This window comes from Sphingomonas sp. S-NIH.Pt15_0812, from assembly GCF_003951315.1.
In the GTDB taxonomy this organism is placed as follows: Bacteria; Pseudomonadota; Alphaproteobacteria; order Sphingomonadales; family Sphingomonadaceae; genus Sphingomonas.
In genome coordinates, this window is sequence record NZ_QLJH01000003.1 from 138719 (window position 1) to 152662 (window position 13944).

The 13944-nt window shown below is 62.3% G+C and carries 15 protein-coding genes; 1 reads left to right on the forward strand and 14 read right to left on the reverse strand.

The genetic code is table 11. The annotated features are described in order from the left end of the window. Positions 1-133: 133 nt before the first annotated feature. The 14 genes from BRX43_RS03180 to BRX43_RS03250 all read right to left on the reverse strand — a co-directional run bounded on the left by BRX43_RS03180 (position 134) and on the right by BRX43_RS03250 (position 10630). The gene (locus BRX43_RS03180; RefSeq protein WP_125993382.1) at positions 134-961 is read right to left on the reverse strand and encodes a hypothetical protein; all 828 of its coding nucleotides are present in this window, start codon (positions 959-961) and stop codon (positions 134-136) included. After that, positions 961-1668, reverse strand: a complete 708-nt coding sequence (locus tag BRX43_RS03185; RefSeq protein WP_125993383.1) for a hypothetical protein — start codon at positions 1666-1668, stop codon at positions 961-963. Before BRX43_RS03185 ends, BRX43_RS03180 begins: the two co-directional genes overlap by 1 nt. Then, on the reverse strand, positions 1668-2156 hold the full coding sequence (locus BRX43_RS03190) for a hypothetical protein (RefSeq protein ID WP_125993384.1): 489 nt from the start codon (positions 2154-2156) through the stop codon (positions 1668-1670). The genes BRX43_RS03185 and BRX43_RS03190 overlap by 1 nt, the downstream gene beginning before the upstream one ends. Positions 2157-2409: 253 nt before the next feature. Continuing rightward, the gene (locus BRX43_RS03195; protein WP_125993385.1) at positions 2410-3453 is read right to left on the reverse strand and encodes a hypothetical protein; all 1044 of its coding nucleotides are present in this window, start codon (positions 3451-3453) and stop codon (positions 2410-2412) included. 194 nt (positions 3454-3647) lie between these two features. Next, on the reverse strand, positions 3648-4025 hold the full coding sequence (locus BRX43_RS03200) for a hypothetical protein (RefSeq protein WP_125993386.1): 378 nt from the start codon (positions 4023-4025) through the stop codon (positions 3648-3650). Between the two features lie 365 nt (positions 4026-4390). Next, positions 4391-5230 carry a hypothetical protein gene (locus BRX43_RS03210; protein WP_125993388.1) on the reverse strand — a complete coding sequence of 280 codons (840 nt, stop codon included), beginning with the start codon at positions 5228-5230 and terminating at the stop codon, positions 4391-4393. After that, positions 5220-5465 (reverse strand): hypothetical protein, encoded by a 246-nt coding sequence (locus BRX43_RS03215; protein ID WP_125993389.1) that lies wholly within the window; start codon positions 5463-5465, stop codon positions 5220-5222. The genes BRX43_RS03210 and BRX43_RS03215 overlap by 11 nt, the downstream gene beginning before the upstream one ends. Then, a complete protein-coding gene (locus tag BRX43_RS03220; protein ID WP_125993390.1) occupies positions 5462-6853 on the reverse strand; it encodes an AAA family ATPase in 1392 nt (463 codons plus the stop codon). Before BRX43_RS03220 ends, BRX43_RS03215 begins: the two co-directional genes overlap by 4 nt. Continuing rightward, a complete protein-coding gene (locus BRX43_RS03225) occupies positions 6850-7788 on the reverse strand; it encodes a CHC2 zinc finger domain-containing protein (protein WP_125993391.1) in 939 nt (312 codons plus the stop codon). The genes BRX43_RS03220 and BRX43_RS03225 overlap by 4 nt, the downstream gene beginning before the upstream one ends. Beyond that, entirely contained in the window at positions 7788-8075 is a 288-nt protein-coding gene (locus BRX43_RS03230) for a hypothetical protein (RefSeq protein WP_206433084.1), read from the reverse strand. The genes BRX43_RS03225 and BRX43_RS03230 overlap by 1 nt, the downstream gene beginning before the upstream one ends. Continuing rightward, positions 8075-8266 carry a hypothetical protein gene (locus tag BRX43_RS03235; protein WP_125993393.1) on the reverse strand — a complete coding sequence of 64 codons (192 nt, stop codon included), beginning with the start codon at positions 8264-8266 and terminating at the stop codon, positions 8075-8077. Before BRX43_RS03235 ends, BRX43_RS03230 begins: the two co-directional genes overlap by 1 nt. A gap of 205 nt (positions 8267-8471) precedes the next feature. Beyond that, a complete protein-coding gene (locus tag BRX43_RS03240) occupies positions 8472-8666 on the reverse strand; it encodes a helix-turn-helix domain-containing protein (RefSeq protein WP_125993394.1) in 195 nt (64 codons plus the stop codon). Between the two features lie 72 nt (positions 8667-8738). Continuing rightward, the gene (locus tag BRX43_RS03245; protein WP_125993395.1) at positions 8739-9359 is read right to left on the reverse strand and encodes a hypothetical protein; all 621 of its coding nucleotides are present in this window, start codon (positions 9357-9359) and stop codon (positions 8739-8741) included. Next, positions 9356-10630 (reverse strand): site-specific integrase, encoded by a 1275-nt coding sequence (locus tag BRX43_RS03250; RefSeq protein ID WP_164523507.1) that lies wholly within the window; start codon positions 10628-10630, stop codon positions 9356-9358. Before BRX43_RS03250 ends, BRX43_RS03245 begins: the two co-directional genes overlap by 4 nt. A gap of 673 nt (positions 10631-11303) precedes the next feature. Between BRX43_RS03250 and BRX43_RS03255 the strand changes: the two genes are divergently transcribed. Continuing rightward, positions 11304-13799 (forward strand): TonB-dependent receptor, encoded by a 2496-nt coding sequence (locus BRX43_RS03255; protein ID WP_125993397.1) that lies wholly within the window; start codon positions 11304-11306, stop codon positions 13797-13799. Positions 13800-13944 lie beyond the last annotated feature (145 nt).

Consider the following 13944-nt stretch of genomic DNA (forward strand, 5'->3'; position numbering starts at 1 on the left):
CGCAGCTGCACTGGTCCCGGCATAATCGGCAGCGTCGCCGGTCAGGTGATGTGATCGGGGAACGCCACCAACTGCACGGTTGCCCGCTACGGTTCGACGTCCACTCGTCATCCTACCGGGCGCATGCATGGGATCAGCGAAAGGTCGCGCCCCCTTGCGAGGCCGCACCTCCCATCGCGCGAGCAGCGGCGCCTACGCCGAAAATTTCGTCGAACTGCGCGGCAGTGCCGTGCCCGGAGCGAAGTGCCTGCACGGCTTCGGCGGGTGGCTCGAAAGGTTGCGGATCGGCTTGATTGGGGCCGGCTGGCGGTTGTGCCGATCCACCGCCAGGCTGGCCGCCACCGATTACAGTGAATGTGCCATCGCCGTTGGGCAGATAGCGCGGCGCAACGAGGCTGCGGGTGACGATGTCCCGGCCTTCCGCCGATTGCGGGTCGACGCCTACAGCGCGAAGGGTCCGGATGACACTGGGCTCGTCCTGCGGGTCGGTCGCCTCCAGAACGCTGTGTCCATACCGAACGTAGCCATCCAGACCCTGGTCGGTAAGGTCCGGCGACCCGAGTTCTTCTGACCCGAACCCGAAGCGTTGCAGCATCGGCGAGAAGCGCGAGAACGCCGCCGGGCGAAGGTTTTCCGGCAGTGCCCGCAAGCGAGCCGCCACGGCGGCCATGACGCCCGCTTCCTGGCCCATGCGCTTCCGCTCGCTGTCACCATAACCAGCGATCGTCTTAGCCAAGTCGATGTCACCGCCCTGCAAGGCTGCCTGCGCGCCGCCGCGGAAGTCGCCCGCCTGCACTTGCCCAGCAACCTGCTGACGAAGGATATGCTGCTGGCCAGCCTCTATCAGCTTCATCGTCGCGGATTGATTCTGCAGCTGCTGGCCCTGCACGTTGCCGATCTGCATGAGCGACTGGAGGTAATCAAATTGGGCTCGATTGGGTGCGAGATAGTCGACTTCCATCAGTAGATACCCCCGAGATTGCCGCCGTAGATAGACCGAGTCCCGATGGGCATGCCGCCGACGTTGCCTGCCTGCCCGTAACTGGAGGCGTAGTTCATCCCGATATTCGCCAAGTTGGAGAGCGCCTGCTGCTGGGCTGTGGCGCCGGAGAGAACCGCGCCCTGATTGGCGTTCGAGCCGGCTTGAAGAGCAGCGTTGTTCGCCTGGGTGGTCGCGGTCGACAAACCGGCCACATTGCCGATCGCACTGTTCCCCGTCTGGATCAGGCCGTTCAGGTTGCTCAGGTACTGTTGGGTATTCTGGTTCGCGATATTCATACCGCGATCCTGCAGCGCCTTGAGAGTCCCGCCGCTGTCACCCAGACCGCGGGCATATGCATTGGCATTCACAGCGCCCAGCCCGGTCTTCAGCAGGTCTTGGTACCCAACTGATCCACGGTAGGTGTCGAGCGCCGCAGCGGATGCAGCTGGGTTGCCGCCTGTCCCAAGCAGGCCGGCATAGATGTCACCTGCGGCATTCCCGCGATCGATGCCAGGCTGTGACAGTCCCTGGATGCGCGACATGTTCGCCTGGTTGGCGGCGATCTGCATCTGCGTCGTCTGCTGCTGGGTCTTTGCAGCAGCTTTCGCGCCCTTACCACCAGTGATGCCGCCGATGAGCGATGCTGCGGCGCCAATGCCGGCGGCAGCGATGAGTGGTGCGACCATCAGTGCGTGCTCCCGAAATTGAAGAGTTCGACGTCGCCCTCGACGTCGTAGTGGTCGAAGCCGGCAGGGCGTCCGCCGATCTGGCGGTTGAACCAGCGGGCGGCGCGGTTGCCGATCGGTGTTGCCCCCCAGATCAGATCAGCGTGCGGGAGCATCCAGGCGATGATCGCCTTGCCTGTCTCGATCGCACTGCGACCGCGGCACGTCGGGCCGAAGATCGTATGACCCTGCCAGACCCGATCGGCGGTCGAGGCAAACACGGCGCAGGCGTCGTACCCATTGGAGAGTACCACGACGCCAGTATCCTCGGACGGGAAAGCGGCCGACCAGTCGAGCGGCTGACCGTGATATGCGATGGCTAGGTGGACGGTGGCGAGATTTGCGACGCGGTTGACCAAGGCTGCGTCTAGCTCGCGGCGGATTTGCGGCCCGTCAGCGTAGCGTCCGTCCTGCCCGTCGCGGAGCCTGATGGCAGTGGCAGCGTGCATCACCGCAGCTCGACTTCATGCTGAAGTGCCGTCCGAACGACCTTGGAGAGCGGCAAGCCCTGCTCGCGAGCCCGCTTTTCCATAGCTGCGTAAAGCCAAGCGGGCATTCGAAGGCCCATGCGGCAATCACATTGTTTGCCGCCTTGACGCTTGTGAATAGGCATATCCATGCCATATTTTCAGCGATGCAATCGGGTTCAACAAGGATTTTACTCAGCCAGATGTACGCACGCGTCGAGTGCTTATAGCCCGGTTAGAAAGTATATGATGTCATTAAAAGAAGCCCACTCTGCTCGCGAGTCTTAAACCGGACGGTAGTTTCTGTACCAGGAGGAGGTTGATTGGCAACAAAGCCGTCACCTAAAATCCGAGCATCAATGTCATACAGAACACCCAGCCCGATATTGAAACTGTCACTACCTTCGCCAGGCCTTCTTAGACCCAACATGATGCCGGCACCAATTGCATCAATTATATTGTTCGTTCCCGGTTGCAGCACGACAAACGGGCCGAAGCCCCAGTTATTCTTTGCTGCCCGAGTCAACTTCCCGACACTATCATATACCGCTTTCTCATTGTCCTCGAGACCCAGAAAACGGTTAAAGCCGAATGGAAGCCCCTCAGGTGTAAACAGGTAGTGAGACTCTAGTATTAACCTTGCTCTGACGTTGTCGCTTTGCCGCACTCGAACAACGTTATCTATTATGTCAGCCTCCCTTATCCTGTCATTTTTTCCCAGATCCACTGAAAAGGCTATTCCGATACCAAATTCTATTCCGCCAAATTTTTGACGACCATCTTCATCATCTCGAAGAGCCGTCGGGGAAAAAGCGACCGTAGTTTCGTTGCCTTTTCCAGTTTTCTCGGTGACAGTAGCATTTACACTGTTATCTTTAACCGCAGCCGCTGTCTTTTCTACCAGAGATGGTTCAGTAATCGGTACAGTTTGTGCCGCGCCCTGCTCGTCAACAGTTTGCCCGTCAATCTTCGCAGCCGGCTGATTTGAGCTTGATGCCGGTAGGTTAGCATTCGCGCTTGATCGCAATGCGGCGAGCTGCTGATTAGCACTAGCTTCATTCTGAAGTGCCGTCGCTGTCGCAGCTTTCGCCTGCTCTAGTTTCATTTCAGCGATTTTTATATCAATGTCTGCTCGCTGCTTTTCTAGGTCGGCTATGCTAGCTTTGCTGGGCAAACTCTGCCCCGATGCCGGCTCAACGACAGCAATGCAGGAGGTGAGGCCGCATAAACCTAAAAGGTATGAACCGTGCCGCATATTTCCCCCTATGAAATCGCGCAAGACTCGTACTATCGATACAGGATCTCACCTATATCACCGCCCGTCTACATAAAATGCTCTGATGTAATTTGGTTTTCTGGCCAACCTCAGTAACCTTCTTACCCGCATTTTGGAAAAAAAGCAGAAATGGGTGCCGCACTCGAGCATAAACCAGCTTAATACTTGCCACCCTGTTTAAGGGTATCTTTCGGCCACTACATGCAAGATCGCCGTCGGCTCTGCGCGAATGCCCGAGCGATCTCGACTACCTGCGGGCTCACGTCAGCAGCTGATGCATTTACACCGATCGCCATATCCTCGTCCCCGTCATCGGCGAGGTCGGACAGCACCGCCAGCAATTCACCGGCAGTTTGAGCCGTGGCATCGTGGTCGTCACGCTCTGCCATCACCGAGAGGATCTTCGTCAGCACACCAGCGAGGCGCCGTGTGTCGTTGATGTCGCCGACACGATCCAGGTGACGCGCTTGGGCCAGCGCAGCGGTCATGCTGATCTGTTGAGAGACGGGATCGCGATCCACGGCAGTCAGCAGGCGTTGAAGGCGCGCACGGCCGGTTACGAGATCATGGTTCATGCGTCGCGCCCCCCGTCTACTATCCCAAGGGACAACCAGGCACGATGCTCAGCCTGATAGCCTACCCGCGTCTTGCACCACCGCAGCAGTTCGCGATTGCGATAAAGCAGCTGGTTGAATTCCCGCCGTTTCCGACGCGTGGCAGCGTTGTCCCGCTGCGTCTCCAGCTCGACGATCCTGGTTTCCAGGGCAGCTGCCAGCCGAGTTGGTCCGCTCAACCCGATCATGGCACCAGCCCCTCGACGATTGCCAGCAACCGCTTGGCATCGGCACGCAGCTGCCTTGCCTCCAACGTCCACGCGCCATTGCGCCAACGTCCATGTGCCTCACCTTTCGGTGCGCCAGGTGACATACCGCCGTGCATCCTACACACCCGCTTTCCGTGCACGGCGGCCGATCGGCACGACTTGCCCGACCGGGTCCTCGCCTGACACCGGGGGGCGGCTGCAAACTGCTTCGGCTCGTTGTTCGATTGCGAGTCCATGATGCTCTCCAGGAAGTGTAGAGGGGGCCGGTTCGGGGACCGCATAACCCCACGCTGCTAGGTGCTGATGCTGGTGGGTGTGGATGTGCTTCTCGTGGCGGACGGTGATGTGCTGTCGGGTCGACCGACGCTTGCCGCGGGCCTGCTGCAGCGTGTCCATCTGGGCGGCGTAGGTTCGGGCGAGCTTGGCTGCAATCGAGGCCATGCCAGCGTCCCCCGTCTTCAGCGCCTGGGACGACATGCGCATCGTCATGAAGTGCACGGCGAGCATCTGGGCAGCGAGCGCCGCCTCTGCCTCGTTGCGTGGCTGCACGCTGTTGATGAAGTTCAGGGCGGCGTTGAGCTCGGTCTCGCTCGGATGCCATGCCTTGCGCTCGTCGTTCCAGTTCTGCCCGCAAAGCGAGCGCAGCTGGTCCATGAACACGGCAACGGTCGATGGCGAGCGCGTCCCAAAGGCGTCGTGGATCTGTAGCGACCACACCTCGTGATTGTCGTGGGGCGCCACCGCCTGGAAGTCACCCAGGTCGCCACGCGGCTCCATCATCACACCGGGAGACGCAGGGCGCTTGTCCATGCGCGCCTTCGCCTTCTCGGCCCATGGCTTGAGCAAGGCCGGCATCTTCTGCACCTTGCGGCGGCTCTGCTTCGGCTTCGGGTCAGTCGCCACATCGATGCGCGCGGGATCGATGTCGCCCAAGTTGGTGGGCTGATCAATCTTCATCGGACTGCCCCTCGATCAATGTCCAGAACAATGGATCGAACGGCAGGCGGCGCCCCCGCTCGGTGGTCCACTTACCTTCGCGATACCGAGCAGCGACGGGTCGACGATGCCAACCGAGGGCATGTCCGTCGTCGACCAGGCAGACAGTGCCATCGACTGGCGGCTGGGTGACGGGGCGACGCACGAATAGGATCCCCGGCAGCTCCGGCGAGGTGAAGCGAAGTGGTTCGGTCATGCCTGGTTCTCCCATCCTGGTATCGGCTCGTCGCCGGTTTCGCCGGGTGCGAGGATCATCCCCGACGCCGTGCGGCGATCCCTGCCGGTCATGTGATTTTCGGTGCCTTCGGGGATGGGCGCAGAGCCCTGAAAGGCGGCGCCCATCCCCCTACGTAGTAGGGGGGTGTGTGGGGTGAGGTGTTCGGGCGAACTGTTCGGGGGTGTTTGGGGAACGTGTTCGGGAAGCGTTCGGGGTGGGTGTTCGGGGTTGCCCGGGACAGCCCTGATGATGGTTACATCGCGGCCCTTGGTGGTGTTGCGATAGGTGTGCGTTTCGATCGCGCCGATGCTGAAAAGCCGGTCCATGGCGGCCTTGAGACGATCGCGTTTCAGTCCCTTTGCCTGGGGCATCCCCTCGAACTGAGTGGGCGCATAATTGGGTCCGGTATTCGGCCCGACCTGCCGCCCCTCACCCTGCTGGGTCCGCTCCGCCAGGCATGCCATGAAGGCCGCATTCTCGGTATTGGCCCGAATGATCGCCGCCACCTCGGCCCGTCGGTCGTCAGGCAGGTCTTTGTCGAGGATCAAAGCGAAGTCGTGCCAGCGGAATGCCAGCTGCTGGTCGGGCCGGGCATAGTTGGCTTTGCCGAGGGTCAGGATGCGGGCATCGGGATCCGGGCTATCCTCGGGACGCTGCAGCACGATCTGCGACCGGACGGCATTCAGCCAGGCGGTGGAGCCTGAATAGCTGTCGCCCGCCTTGTTCGGGTGGGCGATCAGCACGACGGTGACATCGAGTTCGCGGCAGAGCTGGTACAGGAGATTAATGAAGCCCGTCACCTGCCCACGATCGTTCTCGTTGCCGACGTAGAGATGGCCGACGTTGTCGAGCACGATCAGCTTGGCCTTGGTGGCAGCGATGGTAGCCCGGAGCAGCGCATAGGCGGGCGCGGGACGAAGCCGGCCTTCCGAGTCGAAAGTCGCCAGTTCGTTGTTCAGCTTACCCCGCAACGAAACGATGTGGAGCTTGCCGGCGAGGTCGTTCAGCGTCGTACCGATCGCGGTGGCGATCTTGCGCAGACGCCAGTGGTTCTCGCGGTCATCGTCTTCCGCCGTGACGTACAGGGCTGCGCCAGACTCGACATCGACACCCAGCATCGGCTTGCCAGCGGCGCTGCACGCGCACAGCTGGAGGGCGAAGGTCGATTTGCCAACGCCGCCGGGACCCGGGAAGATCGTTACTTCCTGTTCGGGCACGTAGCCCGCCATCCGGAATGCCTTCGGCGTGGGTTCGATTTCTCCCCATGCCACCAGGTCGGCGATCGGGAAAATTTCCGGTTCGATAACCGCAGTCGGGGTGAAGGGACGCGCGTCTTCAATCCGGGTAGCGAGAGGTATAGCGTTCATGCCTCGCCTCCCCGCAACTCTTCGTTGAAGTCCTTGGCGCCGCCGCCTGGATAGACGATCCGCACTTCACGCTCGCCACGGACGATAGCGAGGGCCGCTGCCTCTGCATGGCGCCTACCCTCCCGATCACCATCGCCACCGATAACGACACCGCGCACCAGCTCAGGCAGATGCATCCCGCGGAGCCCGCCTTCCCCGGGCGCGGCCCACACGGACGGCGCCCCCATCTCTAGCAAAGACAGACCATCTTCCACGCTGCCGCTCAGCACGAGGCCATGATCCAGCACCGGGCCCAGCCGGACTGCGCCACCTCGCACGAACCCCAGCGAGAACTTCACCTTGCCGTCAGCGGACGCAGCCTTGCGCCCATCATTGGTAAGGTAGATTCGCTGAATACCAGCCGGGGTGCCGTCTGGGCCCGTCACCACAGCCACCAGGGCGGGCAACAGGCCGGGACCGTTCGCCGCCAGCACTCCGCTATCCTTGGGCGGTTTCAGGCGCGCGAACCGCAGGGCGGGCGGCAGAGCGAAGGTAATGCCCCTACGACGCAAATAGCCCTCCGCCGGGGTGCCATCGATCGGGGCGCTATCGTGGATGATCTCCAGCGCGTAGCTGTTGCTGCGCTCGCCCCGTGCGTCCACCTTGGGTGCGTCGATTACCGGCAGATCACCACCACAGAGGCGCTCAGCGGCTTGCCGCATGGTAACGCTGTAGGCGCGCTGCACGAAGTCGAGCACGTCCCCGGAGGCTCCGCAGCCGAAGCAGTGCCACCGCTCTCCCTTGCCGAATACATAAAAGGAGGGCGACCGGTCGGCATGGAACGGACAGCAGCCTGCCAGTTCGCCCGCGACCGGCCGCAGCTTTACGCCTGCTCCGGCCACAACCGGTGCCACGGGGTAGGCTTGCCGGATCGCCGGCACGTCTAGGAGCGCCATCAGAAGCCCTCCACATGCGGTCTGAAGGGGCGACGAGGCATGTCACGATCTGCATCGAAGCGCCGGAGCCGTTGTCCATTCGCCTCAATGCCGAAGGGAAGACGCTGGCGGCGCGATGCCTCCAGCCCGGCCATGCACGCCGGACCATATTCACGCGCGGTGGCGATCCGGCCGGCGAATTGGCGCTTGCCGTTATGGATCACGTGTTCGACCACGCACCAGCGTGTTCCTTCGACTTGCCGCAGCACGATCAGGCGCCTTGGCAATCCGTCACGACGCGCGCTCATCATGCCGTCTCCAGCTGATTAGCGGTGACCATGACGAAGCCCTCGGTCCGTCCGATCGCCTCGCAGGCGCCGGCGGTGACGATCAGTTCCTTGCGGGCTTCAGGGCTAGAACAGCGGTTCACCAGCAGCTGGAGCGCAGCGAGGTGCGGCGGCAATGGGAAGGTGCTCGACCAGTCACGGGGATCAGCCATGCGACGTCTCCCAGGCCAGATCGGCAAGCATTTCGGCACGAAAACCGATGATGCCAAGCAGACGAAGCCGTTGCAGCCGCAGGGCCGTAATGTTATCTGTGTCGGCGTTGCTGTTGATGAAATTCGTGGAGGGCTGGACTGTGGCGGTCCGGCCCTTTCGCGTCTTAGGGGCGACGGCACCCGTTGCTGATGAGAACATGCCGGATCACGCCGCCGCCTGATAATTCGGCAGGTTGGTCAGATAGCGGGTCAACTCATCACGCATAATCAGCGTGCGGCGGCCGTGCTTCTTAGCCGACAGGTCACCCCGCTGGAACGCACGATAGAGCTCGGATCTGGACAACCGCGACGCAGCGATCGCTTCGCTGACCGTCAGTGCGATGGGTTCTGGTAGGGACATTGAACCTCCTGAAGTCCTGCGCTGTATGCCGGGACACCCAGAGCTTCGGAGGGACGGTGGTTTCACCAAATGCTACGATTGAAACCGTTCGATGATGTGGCGGACAAGACCATCCCGGTCGGCCATATATTGTGAGGCGATGGTTGCGGCATCCGCGCCTGTGCTCTCCAGCACCATGATACGGTCTGTAACTCGCTCCCGATCTGCCGGCAGTGGTGCCCGGCTGTATCGAGTGAACCAAGTCTTCACGCCACCGTCGGTGATTGCATGGCCTGCCGCCGTCAGGCGTTCGGCTACAGCGCGATATGCGGCGACGGGACCCTTGCCCGAGCGCTTAAGCAAAATAACGGCGGTGATCGCCCAAAGCCTCAGCTCGCGATCAACCTGAGTTTCTCCGCTGGTGCCACCAACGCTAATCGGCAACCCCCAAGGATGGCGCCGCCCACCCTCCAGATCGCCAATCATCATCAACATCTGGAGCAATGCATCTTCGGCTGGAGCAGCCTCGCCGTCGAATACACCGAGATCCCTCGTCGCAGCCAGGAGCTGTGCGATTACAGCCCCCGCTAAACGGCGCTTTCGCTCCATTGTAGCACGAGGGTATTCCGTGCCGATCTCAATCATCATCTCGTGGACCTGATCGATCCAAGAGGACGACGGCACCCTGTCCGGCAAACGGATCGGTATCGTCATACCAGCCTCCGCACGTTGGATTTCTCGACAATCCCAAGCCCCGCCACGGCTGAACGTACCGTTTCAGACACGTAACTCGGCGCTAGGTGAGCGTAGTGCTTGCGGGTGATCCGCTCGTCCTTGTGTCCCAGCGCTTCCGCGATCACGGCCATCGGCACGCCTGCCCTGGCAAGCCTTGCACCGTAGCTGCGGCGAAGATCATGGAACGTGGTCTTGTCGATCTTGGCCCGGTCGAACGCTTCTTCCATGCGGCGCAGTTGCTGGCTCCGCATCCATTGTGTCCCGTCAGGGCGCATAAATATGAAGGCTTGTGGGCCCTTGTTCACGACAGCCTGCTCCATCATCTCGACGCCCTCGTCATCAAGGTACGCCGCCCGTGGCTCTGCGTTCTTCGTCTCGCGCAGGTAGACGGTTTTCGACTGGCGGTCGTAATCCTTCACCTGGGCGTGGCGCAGTTCGCCGTATCGGCCACCAGTCAGAAGTGCAGCCCGCACGATCGGCCGGAAGTCGGGATCACTGGCGTTGACCAGCCGCCTCGCTTCGTCGTCGGTCAAATAGCGTCGCTTGGCGACATCAACGCCCTTGAACGGCTTCACCTTGGTCCAGGCGGTGATCGGCAGCCAATCGCGAGTCTCGGCCGCCTTGTTCAAGGCAGCTTTCAGAACGGTCAGGTCGCGATTCGCAGTCGCCCTACGCTTCCGGAGCCCTTCCTTGTCGTCGACGGCTCGCTCGTTCTGTGTCTCGGCACCCTTTCGCGTCCGTAGCTTGGCTGGCGAGCTGGCCCGTGCCTCATGCCATCCGCTGACGATCTTCTGCGTCAGCTTCGCCACCTCATAGTGCCCCAGCGCAGGCTTGATGATCTCGTCGATTCGGGACTTAAGATCGCTGGGGATGGCGCCAGTTCGAATCTTGAAGCTGGCTGCATACTCATCCAGCGCAGTGGCGACGGTGAATGGTCCGACTACCTCGACGTCGCCGCGGGCCTTCTCCGCAAACCATATTCGGGCGGCATCGTCAGCCTGCCGGAACGTGAGGATCGTTTCACCATCCGCGTCGCGCACGTCGTCCGCTTCACCCAGCGTCTTCTTCGCATACCCACCTGCGGAACCAGGCGCTTTGAAGCGCGCGACCCATTTCCCGACACGGGCACCACGGTAGTATCCCAAGTGCGCACCCTCGCTGACGAGACGCCAGTGCGGCTCTTTCTGAACGGCGAGCTTCAAGCGGGCATCCCGCTTGTCCAGCTTGGCGTCTTTTACGGCTCGGCCCATGGCAATCCCGACTTCGGTAACACGTCGGCAATATACACGCTGAAACAGGCTGGTACACCGTGAACCCATAAACCGCGCAAAATCAACGATGTTCGATACACGTTCACGTGTCAGGATGTACCCTGTTGTGCCGTTATCCGCCCTCTCACGGCGAAAACACGAGTTCGATTCTCGTAGGGGTCACCATCTCCCAGCCTAATGGCGGGGATCGGTAGTTTCACAATCGCTTAGCCTTGCACCTCGCTCGCTTCGGCTTGAGACGATGATGCATGGGAACGAGCCCGGCCTCTCGTTGCCGGCAATCGAACCACCATCGCCCCATATGGCTGCGCCCGGATGCAGCCCGCCCCCGCCCGCAGATCATTTCGCAGCGCCGCATCCGAATGCGCCCCGCGAATCGCAGACGCAGGATAGAGCCTGATGACATGACCCTGACCTGGAAACGTCATTGCACGCGTAGCGAAGCAATCCACAGCCGCGCGTGACGCCCTGGATTGCTTCGCTACGCTCGCGACGACGGCTTGGGTCCACCCGATGTCATCCTGCTCCGGTGTGGCGAATAGGTCACGCCATGCCGTAACTGCAAACGATTGCGGAATGCATGTTGCAATCGTTTGTTGAGATGGTAATCCTGACCCCAGGCCCGCAGAGGTTCTGTTCAGGAGAGATTTTCATGTCGCTGCGCTTTCGACTGCTCGCTTCGATCCCCGCGCTTCTGATCGCGGGCGCCGTCCACGCACAGGCGCCGACCGTGCAGACCGACGCGCAGGCAGCGGATACCGCCACGGCACAACCGGCTGATCCCGCCGATTCGCAGGATATCGTCGTCACCGGCGTCGCGCAGGGGCGCAACCGGCTCGATACGTCCGTGTCGGTCAGCTCGCTCGACGCCGATCTCACCACCAAGATCCCGCCGCGCAACACCGCCGAAATCCTCCGCAACCTCCCCGGCGTCCGGGTCGAGGCGTCGGGCGGCGAAGGCAATGCCAATATCTCGGTGCGCGGCCTGCCGGTCGCCTCGGGCGGCTCCAAGTTCCTGCAATTGCAGGAAGACGGCCTGCCGGTGCTGGAGTTCGGCGACATCATCTTCGGCAATGCCGACATCTTCATCCGCAACGACCTGTCGCTCGCCCGTATCGAATCGGTGCGCGGCGGCTCGGCCTCGACCTTCGCCAGCAACTCGCCGGGCGGCATCATCAACTTCATCTCGAAGACCGGCGAACAGGAAGGCGGCTCGTTCCAGCTGTCGTCGGGCCTCGACTATCGCGAATATCGCGCCGACTTCGCCTATGGCGGCAAGATCGACGCCCAGACGCGCTATGAGCTCAGCGGCTTCTACCGCCTGGGCGACGGTCCCCGCGACGTCGGCTATGACGCGATGCGCGGCGGCCAGATCAAGGCCAACATCACCCGCGAGTTCAATGGCGGCTATGTCCGTCTCTATGGCAAGTATCTCGACGACCGCAGCATCGCCTATCTGCCCAACCCGGTGCGCGTGACCGGCAGCAATGGCAACCCGGACTACCAGAACATCCCCGGCTTCTCGATCAACGAGGATACGCTCCACAGCCGCTATATCCGCTCGGTCCTGACGCTGGACGGCGACAACAACCCGGTCCGCCGCAACATCGGCGACGGGATGCACCCGGTGGTCAAGTCGGTCGGCTTCGAGGGGCAATATGAGATCGCCGATCGCTGGACCGTGACCGAGCGGTTCCGCTATTCCGACATTTCCGGCGACTTCGTCTCGCCCTTCCCGGCCGCGGTCGGCGATGCGCAGACAACGGCGAACGGCTTCGCCGGCGCCGGATCGCAGCTTTATTACGCCAGCGGTCCGCTCACCGGCCAGCGGATCGCCAATCCCGGCACGCTGGGCGGCAACGGCCTGCTCGCCAGCGTCGTGCTGTTCGATGTCGACCTGAAGAGCCTGAATAACATCACCAACGACGTGCGCGTCAACGGCACGGTGGATCTGGGCGGCGGCGCCTTGTCGATCGCGGCCGGCATCTACAATTCGCGCCAGGACGTGAAGACCGACTGGCTGTGGACCTCCTTCTTCCAGAGCGTGCAGGGCAACGGGCAATCGGTGCTGGTCGACATCCGCAACGCGGCGGGCGTGTCGCAGACGGCGGGGGGCACGCTCTATTCGGCGGCCTTTTTCGGCAATTGCTGCCGCCGCAGCTACGACATGCGCTACACGACCAACGCGCCCTTCGCGCAGCTCGGCTTCGAGATCGGCCGACTGAACGTCGACGGCAGCGTGCGCTACGATTTCGGCTCGGCCAAGGGCAACATCGCCGGCGACCTGCCCGGCGCGGTGACGACCCGGGCGCAGGACATGAACGGCGACGGCGTGATCTCGCCGGCCGAGCGGACGGTCGCCTTCCTGCCCAACAACCGCACGGGCATCGATTACAACTATAGCTACCTGTCCTATTCGGCGGGCGCCAACTACCGGCTGAGCAGCACGCTTGCCGCCTTCGCCCGCTACAGCCGGGGCGGGCGCGTCAATGCCGACCGCCTGTTGTTCGGGCCGACGATCGACCTCCAGACCGGCGGGCTGGTCAACGGCTCCAAACCCTACGACTTCGTCAAGCAGGCCGAGGGCGGCCTGAAATATTCGGCCGGCCGGATCGGCCTCTATGCGACCGTGTTCAACGCGCGGACGCAGGAAACCAACTATCTGCTGTCGCAGCAGCAATTCACCAGCCGCAACTATGAGGCGACCGGCGTCGAGCTGGAAGGACGGTTCCGCGCCGGTCCCTTCTCGCTGACCGCCGCCGGCACCTATACCGACGCCAAGATCACGCGCGACGCCACCGATGCGACGCTGAACGGCAACCGCCCGCAGCGCCAGGCGGCCTTCGTCTATCAGGCGACGCCGCAGTTCGACTTCGGCGCGATCAGCTTCGGCGCCAATGTGATCGGCACCACCTCCAGCTATACCCAGCCGGTCAACCAGCTGAAGATGCCCGCCTATACGCAGGTCAACGGCTTCGTGCTGGTGCGCGCGGCGGACAATGTCAGCTTCAACGTGAACGCCAACAACATCTTCAACGTGAAGGGCATCACCGAGGCGGAGGATGCCGCCATCCCGTCCAACCAGCTGGTCCGCGCCCGCTCGATCAACGGCCGGACGATCGCCGCATCGGTGCGCTTCGACTTCTGAATTCGGACATCGGTCTCACGCCGGATCGATGTCCCCAACCCTCCCCTGCGCGGGGAGGGATGATACCGGTCGGTGCGATGTTCGACCCTCGCTACCGGTGACACTCTCCGTCGAATCCTGCGGCCCGCCAGCTCCCTTCGCAGCG